The sequence below is a fragment of the Streptomyces sp. NPDC111656 genome (assembly GCF_055656965.1).
Genome location: NZ_JBVKCA010000011.1, coordinates 269,993 through 287,955 on the forward strand (window position 1 = coordinate 269,993; position 17,963 = coordinate 287,955).

General features: G+C 70.0%; 12 protein-coding genes and 5 tRNA genes. 7 read left to right on the forward strand and 10 right to left on the reverse strand.

Annotated features, from left to right (window positions below; genetic code table 11):
• The first annotated feature begins 94 nt into the window (after positions 1–94).
• Together ndgR and ACZ7M3_RS30400 are read left to right on the forward strand one after the other, a co-directional pair.
• Positions 95–811 (forward strand): IclR family transcriptional regulator NdgR, encoded by a 717-nt coding sequence (gene ndgR / locus ACZ7M3_RS30395; RefSeq protein ID WP_055634332.1) that lies wholly within the window; start codon positions 95–97, stop codon positions 809–811.
• A 293-nt stretch (positions 812–1,104) separates the two neighbouring features.
• On the forward strand, positions 1,105–1,749 hold the full coding sequence (locus ACZ7M3_RS30400; protein WP_472067216.1) for a MerR family transcriptional regulator: 645 nt from the start codon (positions 1,105–1,107) through the stop codon (positions 1,747–1,749).
• Between the two features lie 101 nt (positions 1,750–1,850).
• On the opposite strand, the gene ACZ7M3_RS30405 is transcribed toward ACZ7M3_RS30400, so the two are convergent.
• The 10 genes from ACZ7M3_RS30405 to ACZ7M3_RS30450 all read right to left on the reverse strand — a co-directional run bounded on the left by ACZ7M3_RS30405 (position 1,851) and on the right by ACZ7M3_RS30450 (position 8,516).
• Positions 1,851–1,923 (reverse strand) — tRNA-Glu (locus ACZ7M3_RS30405).
• Between the two features lie 29 nt (positions 1,924–1,952).
• Positions 1,953–2,024, reverse strand: a tRNA-Gln gene (locus tag ACZ7M3_RS30410).
• Between the two features lie 33 nt (positions 2,025–2,057).
• Positions 2,058–2,130, reverse strand: a tRNA-Glu gene (locus tag ACZ7M3_RS30415).
• A gap of 62 nt (positions 2,131–2,192) precedes the next feature.
• Positions 2,193–2,265 (reverse strand) — tRNA-Glu (locus ACZ7M3_RS30420).
• 42 nt (positions 2,266–2,307) lie between these two features.
• Positions 2,308–2,379, reverse strand: a tRNA-Gln gene (locus ACZ7M3_RS30425).
• An 89-nt stretch (positions 2,380–2,468) separates the two neighbouring features.
• A complete protein-coding gene (locus ACZ7M3_RS30430) occupies positions 2,469–3,200 on the reverse strand; it encodes an HAD family hydrolase (RefSeq protein ID WP_472067218.1) in 732 nt (243 codons plus the stop codon).
• A gap of 36 nt (positions 3,201–3,236) precedes the next feature.
• Positions 3,237–5,474, reverse strand: a complete 2,238-nt coding sequence (locus ACZ7M3_RS30435; RefSeq protein WP_472067220.1) for a FlgD immunoglobulin-like domain containing protein — start codon at positions 5,472–5,474, stop codon at positions 3,237–3,239.
• A 171-nt stretch (positions 5,475–5,645) separates the two neighbouring features.
• Positions 5,646–7,160 (reverse strand): glutamate--tRNA ligase, encoded by a 1,515-nt coding sequence (gene gltX / locus ACZ7M3_RS30440; protein WP_472067222.1) that lies wholly within the window; start codon positions 7,158–7,160, stop codon positions 5,646–5,648.
• Positions 7,153–7,941, reverse strand: coding sequence for a fumarylacetoacetate hydrolase family protein (locus ACZ7M3_RS30445; protein ID WP_067370995.1), 789 nt, complete (start codon positions 7,939–7,941; stop codon positions 7,153–7,155). The genes gltX and ACZ7M3_RS30445 overlap by 8 nt, the downstream gene beginning before the upstream one ends.
• 386 nt (positions 7,942–8,327) lie before the next feature.
• Entirely contained in the window at positions 8,328–8,516 is a 189-nt protein-coding gene (locus ACZ7M3_RS30450) for a hypothetical protein (protein ID WP_067370993.1), read from the reverse strand.
• A 597-nt stretch (positions 8,517–9,113) separates the two neighbouring features.
• Between ACZ7M3_RS30450 and ACZ7M3_RS30455 the strand changes: the two genes are divergently transcribed.
• From ACZ7M3_RS30455 to ACZ7M3_RS30475, 5 genes are all read left to right on the forward strand, one after another.
• Positions 9,114–12,893, forward strand: a complete 3,780-nt coding sequence (locus ACZ7M3_RS30455; protein ID WP_472067224.1) for a sensor histidine kinase — start codon at positions 9,114–9,116, stop codon at positions 12,891–12,893.
• Positions 12,894–12,902: 9 nt separating this feature from the next.
• Positions 12,903–13,316 carry a roadblock/LC7 domain-containing protein gene (locus ACZ7M3_RS30460; protein WP_010984127.1) on the forward strand — a complete coding sequence of 138 codons (414 nt, stop codon included), beginning with the start codon at positions 12,903–12,905 and terminating at the stop codon, positions 13,314–13,316.
• Between the two features lie 111 nt (positions 13,317–13,427).
• Entirely contained in the window at positions 13,428–13,826 is a 399-nt protein-coding gene (locus ACZ7M3_RS30465; RefSeq protein ID WP_054235411.1) for a DUF742 domain-containing protein, read from the forward strand.
• Positions 13,807–14,382 carry a GTP-binding protein gene (locus ACZ7M3_RS30470; protein ID WP_054235412.1) on the forward strand — a complete coding sequence of 192 codons (576 nt, stop codon included), beginning with the start codon at positions 13,807–13,809 and terminating at the stop codon, positions 14,380–14,382. Before ACZ7M3_RS30465 ends, ACZ7M3_RS30470 begins: the two co-directional genes overlap by 20 nt.
• A 350-nt stretch (positions 14,383–14,732) precedes the next feature.
• Positions 14,733–17,957, forward strand: coding sequence for a sensor histidine kinase (locus ACZ7M3_RS30475; RefSeq protein WP_472067226.1), 3,225 nt, complete (start codon positions 14,733–14,735; stop codon positions 17,955–17,957).
• Positions 17,958–17,963: the final 6 nt, after the last annotated feature.

The following is a 17,963-nucleotide window of genomic DNA, read 5'->3' on the forward strand; positions in this document are numbered from 1 at the left end:
CCCGTTGGTCCGCGGGCCGCTGTGTCTACAAGGGTGGCGCGTTCCACCGAAAATTGAACTTGCGTTTCACAGAGTGAGACGCGAGTATCGTTGCATGGACAACAGTAGCGGCGTCGGCGTTCTGGACAAGGCAGCCCTTGTCCTGAGCGCTCTGGAGTCCGGTCCGGCCACCCTCGCGGGACTGGTCGCGGCGACCGGACTGGCACGACCCACGGCACATCGCCTCGCCGTGGCACTTGAACACCACCGCATGGTGGCGCGTGACATGCAGGGCCGGTTCATTCTCGGCCCCCGCCTCGCCGAGCTGGCCGCGGCCGCGGGCGAGGACCGACTCCTCGCGACGGCCGGCCCGGTGCTCACGCACCTGCGCGACGTCACGGGCGAGAGCGCCCAGCTCTACCGCCGCCAGGGCGACATGCGCATCTGCGTCGCCGCGGCCGAGCGCCTGTCCGGCCTTCGGGACACGGTCCCGGTCGGCTCGACGCTCACGATGAAGGCCGGTTCCTCGGCGCAGATCCTGATGGCCTGGGAGGAGCCGGAGCGTCTGCACCGCGGTCTCCAGGGCGCCCGCTTCACCGCCACGGCGCTCTCGGGCGTACGGCGCCGGGGCTGGGCCCAGTCGATCGGCGAGCGCGAGCCGGGCGTCGCGTCGGTCTCCGCGCCGGTGCGCGGACCCTCGAACCGCGTGGTCGCCGCCGTCTCGGTCTCCGGTCCGATCGAGCGCCTGACCCGGCACCCTGGCCGTATGCACGCCCAGGCGATCATCGACGCCGCCGCCCGCCTCTCCGAGGCCCTTCGCCGCACGGGCTGAGCGACACCTCCCGTACGACACCGGTCCAGCACGACACCGGGGGACGAGCCGGCCTCAACGCCGCGGCAGGCTCATCCCCCGAACACCTCCCCTTTTCCTTCTTCCCCTCCCCGCCCAGGGGCGCGGGGAGCTGCGCGACCAGCCACACACCACCCGCAGAGCGAACCGGTCCGCCGCCCGCCGCCCCCTCCTTGGCCTCCCATACCGTCCTTCACGTCCCCTCCATTGGCGAGCGGTGCTATCCGATGGCGCCATGCTTGGATAGTTGCGCCACCCAACGAAGGGCGCAGGAGATGCGACTGTCGGAGTTGAGCGAGCGGAGCGGGGTGTCCACCGCAACGATCAAGTACTACCTGCGGGAAGGGCTGTTGACTCCCGGGCGCCAGGTCAACACGACGACTGCGGACTACGACGAGAGCCATCTGCGCCGGCTGCGGCTGGTGCGGGCGCTGATCCAGGTGGGCCGGGTGCCGGTGGCCACGGCCCGGGAGATTCTCGGGCACGTCGACGACGAGTCCCTGGGCCGGACGATCCGGCTGGGCTCGGCTCTGTGGGCGCTGCCGCAGGAGCCGGAACCGGACGATCAGGACCCGGCCGTCCGGTCCGCGCGCCGCGAGGTGGACCAACTCCTGGCGAACCTGGGCTGGGAGACCGCGCGGGAGCTCGCGCCCCGCTGCCCCGTGCACCGTTCGCTGGTGGCGGCGGTGGCCACGCTGATCCGGCTCGGCTATTCCTGGGACGCCGAACTCCTCGCGCCGTACGCGGAGTTGATGCACCAGGTGGCGATGCGGGACCTGGACTACCTGGAGACGCACACGTCCGACGCGGAGCGCGTGGAGACCGCGGTCGCCTCGGCCGTGCTCTTCGAGCCGGTGCTGCGGGCGCTGCACCGGCTGGCGCAGGAGCAGGAGTCGGCGCGGCGGTACGGCATCGAGTGAGCGGTCGTACGGGCCGGGCGCGTCGGGCCGCACGACGGGGCGCGGGGCCGACCGGGAAACGCCTACGGGCCCCCACCGAAGTGGAGGCCCGTAGGACTCTGTACCCCCGACCGGATTCGAACCGGCGCTACCGCCTTGAGAGGGCGGCGTGCTAGGCCGCTACACAACGGGGGCCTTGGATCTTGCGTTTCCGCAGATCCGAGCTGGGCTACCAGGACTCGAACCTAGAATGACGGTACCAGAAACCGGAGTGTTGCCAATTACACCATAGCCCATGGTGGTTTAGACCATTAAATGGTCTAGACCAGTACCCCCGACCGGATTCGAACCGGCGCTACTGCCGTGAGAGGGCAGCGTGCTAGGCCGCTACACAACGGGGGCCCTAGCGATCCTGCATGAGAGGCAGCGGGTGCGACCCGGACTGCCTTCCTGGGAAGGATCTGTACCCCCGACCGGATTCGAACCGGCGCTACTGCCGTGAGAGGGCAGCGTGCTAGGCCGCTACACAACGGGGGCGTTGCGGAGTTGATCTCCGCATGTGCAGATGAGCTCTGCGAGCTGGCCTACCAGGACTCGAACCTAGACTAACGGAACCAGAAACCGTCGTGCTGCCAATTACACCATAGGCCACTGAAACTCAATCCCTCGCGGGATCTTGTTTTAGCTAGCGCCTCCGAGTTCCGGCCTTTCGGCCCGCTCTCGGCGGCGCAGGAAGAACATTACCTGAAGGTGGACGACGCTCCAAAACGGGTATCGACGCCGAGGATCGCGGGGAGTTCGGCCAGCGAGGCGATCCGGTGCGGACCCGTCGGCGGACCGCCTACGGCGGCGTGAGTGCCGTCCCGGTCGATCCAGACGGAGAGCAGGCCGGCCTCGGCGGCGCCCCGTCCGTCGATCTGCGGGTGGTCACCGACGTAGGCGACCCGATGCGGCGGCAGTTCCAGGGCTTCGCAGGCCGCGTGGAAGGCGGCCGCGGCGGGCTTGGAGACGCCGAGCTCGGCGGCGCACAGGATCGCCTCGAAGCGGTCGTGCACACCGAGGACCCGCAGCTTGCGGTCCTGCACGAGGAGGCTGGAGTTGGACAGGACCGCGTGCCGGTGGCTGGCGACGAGGCTGTCCAGGACGGGCAGGACGTCCGGGAAAAGGCTCCAGGCGGATTCGTAGTGTGTGATGTAACGGTCGAACCAGGCGTCGGCCTCGGTGTCGCTCAGCGGCTCCCCCAGGAACACCCTGACGCGTTCCCTGCGCTGGCCCTGCCAGTCCGTCTCACCCGCCGAGAACCGCGCCCACTGCGCGTCGGTGACCTCGCGCCAGCGCGCGAGGGCCTGCTCGACGGACGCGCCGCCGAGCAGGCCCTCGGCCGCCAGATGGTTCCGCATGCCCGCCCGGTCCGCGGCCGTGTAGTCGAAGATCGTGTCGTCGATGTCCCAGACCACCGCGTCGATGCTCATGCACCGACCGTATCCCCGGGCGCGGGCGGCTGTCCCTCAGCCGGCCGTGGTCGTACCGGTCAGGGCGAGGGCCGGCCCCTGGCCGTCGCGCGGCTCGGCGGTCAGCTTCCAGGTGTAGGTGCCGGACGGAACGAAGGTGCCGGAGTCCGTACGGGCGTCCCAGGCGGGGCGGACCGCGGCGGCGGTGGAGGCGCCGGCGAGGGTGCGCACGACGTTGCCGGAGGCGTTGCTCAGGGTCAGCCGCCAGGTCGAGGGCTTGTTCAGCTGCCACACGGGCCGCCAGGGGTTCGCGGTGGTGGGGCCGCCCGGCTGCGGGTCGGTCTGTGCCTCCATCTGGGCGAGCGCCGAGGTCGGCACGCCCGCCGTGACGATCGCCACCTGACGCCTGTCGGTGAGGTAGGCGACGTTTCCGCCGAACCGGTCGACCGCCCAGCGGCCGGTGCTGCCGCCGGTGTTCTGGTCCGCGGTGGGCAGCACGGCCACGGTCCGGGTGGTCGCCGTGCCGGTGTGGAAGTCGGTGAGCAGCAGCTCGTGCGTGGTGCGGTTCTCGCGGACGAGATAGCCGTCGGCGAGGCGGGCTTGCCCGGACGGAACGGTGATGGCGCGGTTCGCGGCACGGTCGTAGACGCCCGCGGGGCCGGCCGAGCCGCAGCTCCAGTACAGCCAGGTGTTGACGGCCTGGATCTCGCTGGGCGTGCAGGGGGCGCCGGTGTCGACGGTGGCGACGTTCTTCTTGGCCTTGAGGTCGTACGCCACGACGGTGCCCTGGGTGCTGCCGGGGGTCCACAGGCGCTGGCCCCAGACCGCGGCGGCGGTGCGGGTGCGGTCGAGCGCGGTCGCGCCGGCGGTGGCGCCGCGCGGGAAGTCGGCGACCCGCTGGCTGCCGGAGGTGCCGCCGTTGTAGAGGACGTAGCGCCCGGTGCCGGTGCCGATGCGGCCGCCCGCGTCGCCGGTGGGCTCGTCGGCGATGGTCGTCCCGTCGAGCCCGACGGCCAGGACGTGCTCCTCGCCCTGGGCGTCGGTCCACAGGTAGGCCACCCGGCCGTCGCCCAGTGCTTCGAGCTGCGGGCACGCGGCGTCGCCGCCCGGGCAGGTCGAGCCCTGGAGCAGCGGGCCGCGACGGGACTGCAGGCCGGTGGGCTTGCCGGCGGTGTCCAGCGGGATGCCGTAGAAGCCGTAGATGCCGCCGGTGTGCGTCGTGTTGCCGTACATCAGCAGCTCGCCCCCGGCGAGCGTCATGCCGTCCAGCGAGGCCTGCCAGGCGGGCAGGTCGAGCGCCTTCTCGGTGGTGGCGGAGCCGTCGGCGGCGGGGGTGACCCGGTACACGTGCCAGTCGACGCTCGACGGTCCGGCGGTGGCGAGGGCGCCGCCGTCCGGAGTGGCCAGGAAGGAGCCCTTGGAGTTGGCGAGCAGTGTGTGGGCCGTGTTGTCGGTGAGCGAGACGGCCGTGAGTTCGGGGGTGGCGCCGCCGGGCAGGAACATCGCGTTGCCGGTGAGGAGTTGGTCGCCGACCACGGCCTGCGCCTCGCCCAGGAAGGACGCCGTGATGGTGCTGGGGGCGGTGCCGGGGGTGGAGTCCACGCGGATCGCCTTGGTGCCGTTGACCACCCAGCGGTCGTTGAAGACGATCCGGGGCGAGTTGCCGACGCCGGTGAGGTACGTACGGAAGGTCCCGTCCGCGAGGTCCACGAGCCCCACGTCGGTGGCGCCGTCGCGGGTGTAGACGACGGCGAGGTGGCGCACCGAGCCGCCGGTGACGAAGGTGCCGGTGAGCTGGGCGCCGTCGGGGAGCCCGGTCACCGGAAGATCGGTGGTGGTGCCGTCGGCGGCGGCGCGCAGCACGTGCGGGGCGCCCGCGGCGTCCTGGGTGAGCACGCTCCAGCCGGAGGCGGCCCGGTACGTCTGGCCGGACGGGACGGTGACCGTGGCGGTCACGCCGGTGGAGCGGTGCTGCTGGCTCACGGTGGCGCCGGAGACGCCGGTGATGACGTCGGTGCCGGTGGTCAGGTCGTCCGGGCCCGCGTGTGCGGGCGGTGTGACACCCGGGTAGTCGGCCCACTGGAGCGTTCCCGAGTTCTCGGGCAGCCGGTAGCGGAACCCGGAGGATCCCGCCCAGGTGTAGTCGATCTCGGTCGGCAGCGTGCTGCTCAGCTGTACCGTGGCCACGGGTGTGTCGACGCTCGGCGCGGCGTGCGCGGGCGCGGTGAGCACGGCGCACGACAGCGCCACCGCCCCGCTGAGGGCCACTGCGGCAAGTCTTCGTGAACGGGTCACGTTCCCCTCCCCTGAAACATGGTGCACAGACGCGTCATGAGCACGGGGGACATACAACTGCCCCGCCAGAGCGGCAGTTGACAGGAATGGTGAACTCCGGGTGACGGGTCGGCGCACACCAGGGGGGCGGCGTCCGAACCGGACGCCGCCCCCTGTGTGTACACCGTGTGCTTACGCGGCGAGCCGCTCCAGTGCGGCGTCGACGCGGGCCAGGGTCTGCTCCTTGCCCAGGATCTGCAGGGACTCGAAGAGCGGCAGGCCCACCGTGCGGCCGGTGACGGCGACGCGGACCGGCGCCTGGGCCTTGCCGAGCTTGAGGCCGTGCTCCTCACCGGCGGCCAGCACTGCCTCCTTGAGGGACTCCGGGGAGGACCAGTCGGCGGCGTCCAGCTTCTCGCGGGCCGTGCGGAGCAGGGCGTCGCTGCCCTCCTTCATGGCCTTCGTCCAGGAGGCCTCGTCGACGGCCGGCTCCGGCAGGAACAGGAAGTCGACGTTGTCCGTGATCTCGGAGAGGACCTTCATGCGCGACTGGGCGTGCGGGGCGATCGCCTGCCACTTCGCCTCGTCGAAGTCCTCCGGCGCCCAGGGGGCGAACGGGGCCCGCAGCCAGGGGGCGCAGCGCTCGGTGAAGTCCTTCACGTCGAGCAGGCGGATGTGGTCGGCGTTGATCGCCTCGCACTTCTTCAAGTCGAAGCGGGCCGGGTTCGGGTTCACGTCCGTGACGTCGAAGGCGGCGACCATCTCGTCGATGGAGAAGATGTCGCGGTCCGCCGCCAGCGACCAGCCGAGCAGGGAGAGGTAGTTCAGCAGGCCCTCGGGGAGGAAACCGCGCTCCCTGTAGAGGTTGAGCGAGGACTCCGGGTCGCGCTTGGAAAGCTTCTTGTTGCCCTCGCCCATGACGTACGGCAGGTGGCCGAAGGCGGGGGTCACCTTGGCCACGCCCAGCTCGATCAGCGCCTTGTAGAGGGCGATCTGCCGCGGGGTGGAGGAGAGCAGGTCCTCACCGCGCAGGACGTGGGTGATCTCCATCAGGGCGTCGTCGACCGGGTTGACCAGCGTGTAGAGCGGTGCGCCGTTCGCCCGGACGATGCCGTAGTCCGGAACGTTCTCCGGGAGGTAGGTGATCTCGCCGCGGACCAGGTCCGTGAAGGTGATCGCCTCGTCGGGCATCCGGAAGCGGACGATGGGCGTGCGGCCCTCGGCCACGTAGGCGGCCTTCTGCTCGTCGGTGAGGTCGCGGCAGTGGCCGTCGTAGCCGGAGGGCTTGCCGGCGGCGCGGGCGGCCTCGCGGCGGGCGTCCAGCTCCTCGGTGGAGCAGTAGCAGTGGTACGCGTGGCCGGCGTCCAGCAGCTTCTGGGCGACATCCTTGTAGATGTCCATGCGCTGCGACTGGCGGTACGGCGCGTGCGGGCCGCCGATCTCGGGGCCCTCGTCCCAGTCGAAGCCCAGCCAGCGCATCGAGTCGAGCAGCTGGTCGTACGACTCCTCGGAGTCGCGGGCCGCGTCGGTGTCCTCGATGCGGAAGACCAGAGTGCCTTCGTTGTGCCGGGCGAACGCCCAGTTGAACAGGGCGGTGCGGACCAGGCCCACGTGGGGGTTGCCGGTCGGGGACGGACAGAAACGTACGCGTGGGGGCACCCCCTGTCCGAGCGGAGTCGAGGACTTGGGGGAGTTCGCGTTAGCCACGCTTGATCACCTTGTTGGTGAGAGTGCCGATGCCTTCGATGGTGACGGCGACCTCGTCGCCGACGTTCAGGGGGCCGACCCCAGCCGGGGTGCCGGTGAGGATCACGTCGCCGGGGAGCAGCGTCATGGCCTCGGTGATGTTGACGATCAGGTCCTCGACGGAGTGGATCATCTCGCTGGTGCGGCCGAGCTGGCGCTGCGCGCCGTTGACCGTGCACTGGATCGTGATGCCCTCGGCGATCGCGGCGAGATCGAGGTCCGTCTCCACCCAGGGGCCGAGCGGGCAGGAGTTGTCGAAGCCCTTGGCCCGGGCCCACTGCTTCTCGCGCTTCTGGACGTCACGCGCGGTGACGTCGTTGGCGCAGGTGTAACCGAGGATGACGTCCTTGACGCGCTCGCGCGGGACCTCGCGGCACATGCGGCCGATGACCACGGCGAGCTCGGCCTCGTGGTGCAGCTCGCTGGAGAAGGAGGGGTACTGGATCTCGTCGCCGGGGCCGATCACCGAGGTCGACGGTTTGAAGAAGGCGAAGGGGGCGTCGGGCACCTCGTTGCCGAGTTCCTTCGCGTGCTCCGCGTAGTTGCGGCCGAAGGCCACGACCTTGTTGGGGAGCACCGGCGGCAGCAGCCGCACCTTGCTCAGCGGAACCTTCGTACCGGAGAGCTCGAAGTCCGCGAACGGAATGCCCTTGATGATGTCGAGGACGAGCTCGTCCGGCTTGTCGCCCTCGACCGCGCCGAAAGCGACGTTACCGTCGATGGAGAACCTGGCGATGCGCACGGGATCCTTGCGCCCCTCACTGAGCTGGCTGGAGTCTGACGCTCCAGGCTAACGCGGGGAGGGGGGCGAGCCTCGCGTATATCTGCCGGTGGGCCGCAAGCCGTGTGCGCCGGGCGGCTGTCCGCCGTGTGTGGCGGTTGGCTGTCCGCCGTGTGTGGCCGCCGTCGGTCACCAGCGCCGGGGGGCGTCATCCACATGCCCCGCCGGCCATCGGGCGCAGGTGGCGGTCGGCCGCCGACCAGGTGCGCGGGGCGACCGTCGACCATGCGTGCCGTCCGCCGGCCATCGATGCCGGGCGGCCCCTCAGCCACCTGCGTCGCGCAGCCCTCGGCCCTGCGCGGCGGCCGACCCCCGCCGCGGTGAGTCGGCGGCGCTCCGCGTGCGTACTACTCGGCGACGGCGGCCGTGACCGGGGCTTCCATCAGGATGGTGCGGCGGGGGTTGGCGGTCTGGGTGGGGAGGTCGACCGAGTGCTCCGGCTGCTCCGGCGTCTGCAGCGCGTCGGCGTCCTCGAGGTGCGCCAGCGTGGTGCGTCGCGGGTTGGCTATGTTGCGGAACATCATCGTCGTCTTCACTGTTGATCCAGACCTCGTCGTGGTGGGCGCCGCGGGAGGTCAAGGACCGCCTGGTCGGCGCGGGTTGTCGGATTTGCCATCCCTGTAAAGCGTCAGGCTAAACATGCAATTCCCGGTCGGAGCCGTGAAGACCTCATGATCGCCATGTGAGTTTGCTCACTTACTAGCAGGCAAACCGGTCAATTCAGGCCGCCAACTCACCGCGACGAAACGGACATTGCTCTACTGAACCCAACATTCCGCTCCTGATCATCGCGACTGGGACACCCCTCGCGCGCCCATGGCTCGTAGGCATACGCCCCTTATGTACGAGATCACTTTCTACGTCTCGTAACGCATCCCTCACAAGGTGTCACGGTGGTCACAGCCTGGTACACGGGCCTTGTTGGAGATCCTGCACTGTGCTGGAATTCCACGGACCGCCGCGGGATCCAACCGGCGCACAGGGGGCGCGACTCAGCGCCGGGTGGCGGCGGGAAGGGGAGCAGCGCCGGTCACTCACGACCAAACCTGGGGGCGTATCTGCGCCCCTGAACGACGCCGACACCGTCCCGCCGTTTCCGCGGAGGGGCGCCTGGTCCAGAGGTTGCGACGCTAGTGCAGGGACGTTTCAAGAGGGATGGCAGCGCTTCGGCGGAGCCGGAGCCGCACGGCGGGACCGACCGCGGTTCCTCGCCCCAGCACGCCCAGAGCCCGGGACAATCAGAACTCGGCGGCGGTGAGCGCTCCGCGCGCCCCGGCGCGACGGCTCCCGACCAACCACCCGCGAAGCCGAAGGGTCCCCCCGGCCCCGGCTCCCGAATAGCTCTGCGCAACTGGCGCATCTCCACGCGTCTGGTGTCGCTGCTCGCGCTCCCCGTGGTCGCCGCGACCACCCTGGGTGCCCTGCGCATCAACCAGTCGATGGACGACATCCAGCAGCTCGACAACATGAAGCTGCTGACCGACATGACCCAGCAGGCGACCGAGCTCGCCGCCGCCCTCCAGAAGGAGCGCGACCAGTCGGCCGGCCCGCTCGCGCACGGCGCGAAGCCCAACGACATCACGGTCAAGGGCGTCCGCGACGCGACGGACGTCGCCAAGCAGCAGTTCATCCAGGGCACGCAGGAGATCGACACCGCCAGCGCGAACGGACAGCTCACCGGTGTCCGTGACAGCCTCGTGGCCATCGCGGGCGAGCTGAACAAGCTGAGCACCATCCGCAACGGCGCCTACAGCGACGCCAAGAACTCCTCGCAGACGGTCGACGGGTACCACCGCCTCATCACCCAGCTGATCGGCCTCTCCCAGGACATGGCCGAGGCGACCAGCAACCCGGAGATGATCTCGCGCACCCGCGCCCTGTCGGCCTTCTCCTCCGCCAAGGAGTACGCCTCCGTCCAGCGCGCCGTCATCGCCGCCGCGCTGCCCGCGAGCAACACCACCTTCGGCCAGCTCTCCGAGAACGACCGGCTGTACGCGAACTCCGCGCAGGACAGTGAGGCGTCCGAGCGCACCAGCTTCGCGAGCATCTACGGCTCCGGAGCGGAAGACCTCACCAAGCCGATCGACCAGGGCAACCCGACCATCCAGGCCGCCGACGCGTACTCCAACCGCGTACTCGGCTCGACGGGCGGTCTGAACACCCAGGACAAGCGCTCGTACAAGGACTGGGTCGACGACGACACGGCCAAGATCGAGCAGATGTCGAAGATCGAGCTGACGCTGCTCAACCAGATGGAGCAGAAGGCCCGTGAGCTGAAGAACGCCTCCCAGCAGGAAGCGATCATCTCCGGTGCGCTGATCCTGCTGGTCCTCGGCGTCTCGCTGGTCGGCGCCTTCGTCGTGGCCCGCTCCATGATCCGCTCGCTGCGCCGGCTCCAGGACACCGCGACCAAGGTCGCCCAGGACCGTCTGCCCGAGCTGGTCAAGCAGCTCTCCGAGTCCGACCCGCAGGACGTCGACACCTCCGTCGAGTCCGTCGGTGTGCACTCCCGGGACGAGATCGGCCAGGTGGCCGCGGCCTTCGACGACGTGCACCGCGAGGCCGTACGACTGGCCGCCGAGCAGGCCCTCCTGCGAGGCAACGTCAACGCGATGTTCACCAACCTCTCGCGCCGCTCCCAGGGCCTCATCCAGCGTCAGCTCTCGCTCATCTCCGAGCTGGAGTCCCGCGAGGCCGACCCGGACCAGCTGTCCTCCCTCTTCAAGCTCGACCACCTCGCGACCCGCATGCGCCGTAACGGTGAGAACCTCCTCGTTCTCGCCGGTGAAGAGCCCGGCCGCCGCTGGACCCGCCCGGTCCCGCTGGTCGACGTGCTCCGCGCCGCCGCCTCCGAGGTGGAGCAGTACGAGCGCATCGAGCTGTCCTCGGTCCCGACGACGCAGGTCGCCGGCCGAGTCGTCAACGACCTCGTGCACCTGCTCGCCGAGCTCCTCGAGAACGCCACCTCGTTCTCCTCCCCGCAGACCAAGGTCAAGGTCACCGGTCACGCGCTGCCCGACGGCCGCGTGCTGATCGAGATCCACGACACCGGTATCGGCCTCTCCCCCGAGGACCTGGCCGCGATCAACGAGCGGCTCGCCTCGCCGCCCACCGTGGACGTCTCCGTCTCCCGCCGCATGGGTCTGTTCGTGGTCGGTCGTCTGTCGCAGCGGCACGGCATCCGCATCCAGCTGCGTCCGTCCGACTCCGGTGGCACCACCGCGCTCGTCATGCTCCCCGTCGATGTCGCCCAGGGCGGCAAGAAGGCTCCGGGCAAGCCGGGTCCGGGTGGTTCCGGTGGTCCGGCCGCCGCACAGGCCTCGGCCGGTGTCGCGGCGGCCCGCCGCGGTGGCCAGGGCGGCGGTCCGTCCCTCGGGGCGGGTGCCCCCGCCGCCGGTGGCGGTCTCCTCGGTGCCCAGCCGCAGCGCGGACAGGTCGGCGCCGGTCAGGGTCCGCGGGCCGCGCTCCCCGGCAGCAACCAGGGCGGTCGCCCGGGTGCCCCGGGTGGGGCGCGTGGGCCGCAGGGTCCCGGCAACCAGGGCAGGCCGGCCCCGGCCGGTGCGGGTGCCTTCGGGCAGAGCCCGCAGGGCCTGCAGGCTGCCGCAACCGGTGCCCCCCAGGGCTTCGGCGATGGACCCGCGCCCCGCCAGGGCTTCGACTTCGGTGACAACAGCGGCCCCGCGGCCGCTCCTCCGCAGCAGCCCGCGGGCAACAAGGGCGGCGGCCGTCGCAGGCCGCAGCTGCCCGGACGCGGTGGTCCGCGTGCCGAGCTGCCCGGTGGCAGCCCGCAGCAGTCCCGGCCGAGCTGGAGCGACGACAACGCGCAGCCGCCGGTGCCGCGCGCGTCCCTCGACACCCCGCGCGGTCACGAGGAACCCGACTCCACTTCGCGCATGCCCCGGATCGACGACCGGCAGGACCCGGCCGCGACCTCGGAGATGCCGCGGATCGACGACCGCCAGGGTCCCGCGGCCACCTCGGGGTTCCCCCGTCCCGACTTCGACGCCCCGCGCCCCGGCACGAACGCGCCGCAGAACAACGGGCAGAACAACGGCCAGTTCGTGCGCCCCGACGTGTACGGCTCCTCGGGCACGGCTCCGGCCGCCCCGAACCCGTCCACCACGGGCCAGTTCGCCACGCCCGGCTACGGCGCCTCCTCGGACCCTTCGTCCACGGGCCAGTTCGCCACGCCCGGCTACGGCGCCTCCCAGGACCCGTCGTCCACCGGCCAGTTCGCCCGGCCGGGTTACGGCAACGGCCAGGACCCCTCGTCGACCGGCCAGTTCGCGACGCCCGGCTACGCCAACCGCCAGGACCCCTCGTCCACCGGCCAGTTCGAGCGCCCGGCGTCCCCGCAGCAGCGGCCCACGCGTCCGCAGGAGCCCGAGGCGCTGCCGCCGGCGACGGGACCCGGTGACGGACGTACGCCGCTGTACGACACGCTGGAGACCAACTGGTTCCACGGTCAGGCGAACGGCTCCCAGAACGGCTCCCCCAACGGAGCTCACAACGGCGCCCAGAACAACGGCGTCCACACCAACGGCTCGCAGCCCTCGCAGCAGCAGCCGCCACAGACCCCCACAGCACCACCGCAACGGCCGGCCGCCGCACCGGCTTCCGCCAACTGGCGCACCTCGCCGAACGACGACCTCGTCCGGCAGGCAGAACGCGTCCGTCAACCGTCGGCGGGCGGGGTCACCACCTCAGGCCTGCCGCGCCGCGTCCCGCGAGCCAACCTCGTCGCGGGTACGGCACAGCAGCAACAGCACCAAACTGGTCCGCAGGTCTCCCGTGCGCCTGATGACGTACGCGGCCGGCTGACCAATCTCCGTAGGGGCATTCAGCAGGGTCGACAGGCCGGTACCGGCCAGACCGGCAGCTTCCCCAGCCCCACTCACCAGCAGGAGCGTTAGTTGAGCCCGATGAGCCAGGCGGCACAGAACCTGAACTGGTTGATCACCAACTTTGTGGACAACACCCCCGGGGTGTCCCACACCGTCGTCGTGTCCGCCGACGGGCTCCTTCTGGCCATGTCCGAAGGATTCCCACGCGACCGCGCCGACCAGCTTGCGGCCGTCGCCTCCGGTCTGACCTCGTTGACCGCCGGGGCCTCCCGGATCTTCGAGGGCGGCACGGTGGCCCAGACGGTCGTCGAAATGGAGCGCGGCTTCCTCTTCCTCATGTCCGTCTCGGACGGCTCGTCCTTGGCGGTCCTCTCCCACCCGGAGTGCGACATCGGCCTTGTCGGCTACGAGATGGCGCTGCTCGTCGATCGGGCGGGTGCCGTACTCACGCCGGACCTGCGCGCTGAACTCCAGGGAAGTCTGCTCCACTAAAGGGCCCTGGTTCTAGAGACTGCACGAAATCACCGTCCGGCCGCCACAATCCCCCCACCGGCCCCAACAGACGGCACGAATGACCGACTTGCTGTCCCGCCCGGAGGATTCATGACCCCGCCCACCGCCTCTCATGATCCGTACGCACAGCCGTACGGGGACGAGGGCGACCAGCCGCTGGTACGTCCGTACGCGATGACCGGCGGCCGGACCCGGCCGCGGTACCAACTCGCCATCGAGGCACTGATCAGCACTACGGCCGACCCCGCGCAGTTGATGGGGCTGCTCCCCGAGCACCAGCGGATCTGCCACCTTTGCCGTGAGGTCAAGTCGGTGGCCGAGGTGTCGGCCCTCCTGTCCATGCCGCTCGGTGTGGCCAGGATCCTCGTCGCGGACCTCGCGGAGGCCGGACTCGTCGCCATTCACCAGCCTGGCGGCGATGAGAACAACGGCGGCGCGCCGGACGTGACTTTGCTCGAAAGGGTGCTCAGTGGACTTCGCAAGCTCTGACGGAGGTCGTACGACCACCTCCGCGAAGATCGTGGTGGCGGGCGGATTCGGCGTGGGCAAGACCACGTTCGTCGGCGCCGTCTCGGAGATCAACCCGCTGCGCACCGAGGCCGTCATGACGTCCGCGTCCGCCGGCATCGACGACCTCACCCACACCGGGGACAAGACGACGACCACCGTCGCCATGGACTTCGGCCGCATCACCCTGGACCAGGACCTGATCCTGTACCTCTTCGGTACGCCGGGTCAGGACCGCTTCTGGTTCATGTGGGACGACCTGGTCCGCGGCGCCATCGGTGCCGTCGTCCTGGTCGACACCCGCCGTCTCGCCGACTGCTTCCCCGCGGTCGACTACTTCGAGAACAGCGGCCTGCCGTTCGTCATCGCCCTCAACGGCTTCGACGGACATCAGCCCTACAACCCCGAAGAGGTACGCGAGGCGCTCCAGATCGGACCGGACGCCCCGATCATCACGACGGACGCCCGGCACCGTGCGGATGCGAAGAGCGCGCTCATCACGCTGGTCGAGCACGCACTCATGGCACGTCTGCGCTAGCACTCAAGTCGACAGCTTCATACGACAGTTGTCGTAGGGACATTGGAGCCGGCTGTGTCGTTTGACACGGTCGGCCACAGTGTTCATAACGTTTCGACATGGAATTCGGTGGACACCGACACGCATCGCGGTCATTCGGTGTCGCTGCGCTCACAAAAGCCCCGTCTTTTGACGGGGCTCGCTCTTTATGACCGTTTTATCTAGGGGATACGTCACCCGGAACAAGCGGTTCCGAGTGTTTGGAAGGGCGCCGCCTGACGTGCTGGAATGCGCTGAACTGCCCAGTAGTCAAGGGCGCTGGAGACACCGCGGCACAACGTAGGTGCCGACGCCGAGAGGTTGTTGGTCGAGTGAGGCGAAGCAAGAACGGTCCCGAGCCGTTGGCACGGGGCAACTTCACCCCGCCGCCGCGCGGCGCGGCGCCCGCGCAGGTGCCCGTCCCGGAGCCCACGCCGGCGCCCCCGCCGAGCGGCGGTCGTATGTCCCCCCGTAACTGGCGCGTACCCACCAGGCTGAACGCGATCCTGCTCATACCTGTGATCGTCGGCCTCATCATGGGCGGCTTCCAGGTGAAGAACTCGATCGACACCTGGCAGGAGGCCCGCGACGCCGAGAAGGTCGCCAAGATCGTGGCGGCCTCCAGCGACTACGCCGAGGCTCTGCTCAACGAGCGCGACGTGTCCGCCGAGCCACTGCTCAACGGCGACCGGAACAACGCCACGGTCAAGAAGGTCCGCGCGACCACCGACCAGATGGCCGACGCCTTCCACAAGGAAGTCGTCGGTATGCCGGCCAAGCAGGGTCTTGAGCGCCGGCTGAGCCTGGTGGTGAAGGCCGAGCCCCAGCTGGACCAGATCCGCAAACTCGCCTTCACCAAGGCCATGGACCCGGTGCAGACCGAAGAGGGCTACGTCACCGTCGAGCACCTGCTGATGGAGTTCTCGAACGAACTCGGCCTCGGCACGGGCAACATCACGAGCTACGGCCGTTCGGTGTACGCCATCGCGCTCGCCAAGGGCGCCGAGTCGCTGCAGCGCTCGATCGGCATCCACCTGCTGGTCAAGCCCAGCACCGACACGAAGAACCACGCGCTGCAGGTCACCTCCTTCACCTCGTACGCGTACCTGGAGAACATCGCTCTCCAGGAGTACGTCTCCGGCGGCACCGAGCAGGACGAAGCCCGGCTCAAGCAGGTCATGGAAGAGAAGACCGCCGAGGGCAAGAGCCAGCTGGCCGCGGCCAAGAGCCAGGCCGAGGCCCAGGGCGGGACCTTCGTGGCGCCGCCCGACATGAAGGTGATGATCCAGGCGATCGCCAGCGGCGCCACGCCCACCCAGCTCGCTGCCAAGGGCATCACTCCCGAGACGTGGATGGCCGCCGCCACCCTCAAGTTCCAGGGCTACAGCCAGGTCGAGAACGAACTCATCGACCGGGCCGTCAACGACGCCGGAAGCATCGCCTCCGACGCCCAGCGCCGGGCCTACATCAACGGCGCCATCGTCGTGATCGCCCTGCTCGCCGCCTTCATCCTGGCCGGACTCATGGCCCGCCAGATGAGCCGCGCGATGCGCCAGCTGCGCAACGCGGCCTTCGGGGTCGCCGAGCAGCGTCTGCCGATGCTGGTCGACCAGCTCTCGCGCACCGACCCGGGCCGCGTCGACACCCGTGTCACGCCCATCCCGATCACCACCACGGACGAGATCGGCGAAGTCGCCCGCGCCTTCGACCAGGTCCACCGCGAGGCCGTCCGGCTCGCCGCCGAGCAGGCCCTCCTGCGGGGCAACATCAACGCGATCTTCACCAACCTGTCGCGCCGTAACCAGTCCCTGATCGAGGGCCAGCTGACCCTCATCACCGACCTGGAGAACAACGAGGCCGACCCGGACCAGCTGGAGAACCTCTTCCGCCTGGACCACCTCGCGACCCGTATGCGCCGCAACGGCGAGAACCTCCTCGTCCTCGCCGGTGAGGAGCCGGGCCGCCGCTGGGACCAGCCGGTGCCCCTCGTGGACGTCCTGCGGGCCGCCTCCTCCGAGGTGGAGCAGTACGAGCGCATCGAGCTCTCCGGCGTCCCGGAGGCCGAGATCCACGGCCGTGCCGTGACCGACCTCGTGCACCTGCTCGCCGAGCTCCTGGAGAACGCCACCACGTTCTCCTCCCCGCAAACCAAGGTCCGCGTCACCGCGACCCGGCTGCCCGACGGCCGCATCATGGTCGAGATCCACGACAAGGGCATCGGCCTCACCGCCGAGGACTTCGCGGACATCAACCACAAGCTGGCCAACCCGCCGACCGTGGACGCCGCGATCTCGCAGCGCATGGGCCTGTTCGTGGTCGGCCGGCTGTCCGACCGGCACGGCATCCGCGTCCAGCTGCGCCCCTCCGGCGAGCAGGCCGGTACGACCTCGCTCGTCATGCTCCCCGACGCGATCACCCACGGTGGTGGCGGCGGCGAACAGCAGCTCCAGCGCGACGAGTTCACCGTCTCGCAGATCATCCCGGAGCCGCAGAGCTTCCAGCCGGAGCAGGCCTTCCAGTCCCAGGCCCAGCCGATGCGCACCGCCGCCGAACTCGGCTTCGACGACAGCCGCTACACGGAGGTCCCCGACGACATCCGGGAGCTGGACCCCGTCGGGCGCTCGCTGATGCGTGAGGAGCGCCGTGCGGCCCTGGAGGCCCAGGCACAGGGCCAGCCGGAGGCCATCGAGCCGCCGAGGTACCAGGAGGGCTTCGAGGCCCCCCAGCCCGCGTACGACGACGCTCAGGCCTCCTTCGGCAACGGGCAGCCCGGGTACGACAACGGCCAGGGTGCCTACGAGGAGCAGCAGGCCTCGTACGACCAGCAGACGGGGTACGAGCAACCGCAGCAGGGGACGTACGACGAGACGTACTTCCCGTCGAACGGCGGCTACCCGGAACCCGCGTATGCGGAGCCGGTCCAGGAGGAGCACACGGGAGCCCGGAGTTCCGCTTCGGACACCTTCTCGGCCTTCGACGAGCCGTCCTACCAGGACGACTGGCCGCAGCAGGAGTCGAACCGGAACGGTTACCCGTCCGGGTACGCTCCCGAAGCGGAATCTTCGCAGGCCGCTGACGTGAGTGAGCAGGACCGCGTAGGCTTCAGCCGTCCGGGACCGACCTCTTCCGCCCCCCATGAGCTGACCGACGCCGGGCTGCCGCGCCGCGGATCCACCGCGAGCGGCACCAACGGGCAGCGGCCCGTGGACCAGGGCACCCAGGGGGTTCAGGCACCGCCTGCGGCCACCGCGAGCAATGGCGACGGCGACTGGCGTACGTCCAACGACAACCGCTGGCAGCGCGCCGAGCAGCTCAAGAAGCCCAAGGCGGGCGGGGTCACCTCGTCCGGTCTTCCCCGTCGGGTGCCCAAGGCCAATCTGGTCGAGGGAACCGCGGAAACGACCCCACAGGGCGGCCCCCAGGTCTCCCGCGCTCCCGAGGACATCCGGGGCAGGCTGAGCAACCTGCGCCGTGGCGTCCAGCAGGGACGCAATGCAGGTAGTGACACGAACGGCCAGGGCTTCGGTCCTGACAGCACCTACAACCAGGAGCGTTAGTGTGAG

Excerpts from the sequence above, each read along its gene's own strand:
- ndgR (WP_055634332.1), top strand. The coding sequence starts at position 95 with ATGGACAACAGTAGCGGCGTCGGCGTTCTGGACAAGGCAGCCCTTGTC.
- ACZ7M3_RS30465 (WP_054235411.1), top strand. The coding sequence starts at position 13,428 with ATGACCCCGCCCACCGCCTCTCATGATCCGTACGCACAGCCGTACGGG.
- ACZ7M3_RS30460 (WP_010984127.1), top strand. The coding sequence starts at position 12,903 with ATGAGCCAGGCGGCACAGAACCTGAACTGGTTGATCACCAACTTTGTG.
- ACZ7M3_RS30400 (WP_472067216.1), top strand. The coding sequence starts at position 1,105 with ATGCGACTGTCGGAGTTGAGCGAGCGGAGCGGGGTGTCCACCGCAACG.
- ACZ7M3_RS30430 (WP_472067218.1), bottom strand. The coding sequence starts at position 3,200 with ATGAGCATCGACGCGGTGGTCTGGGACATCGACGACACGATCTTCGAC.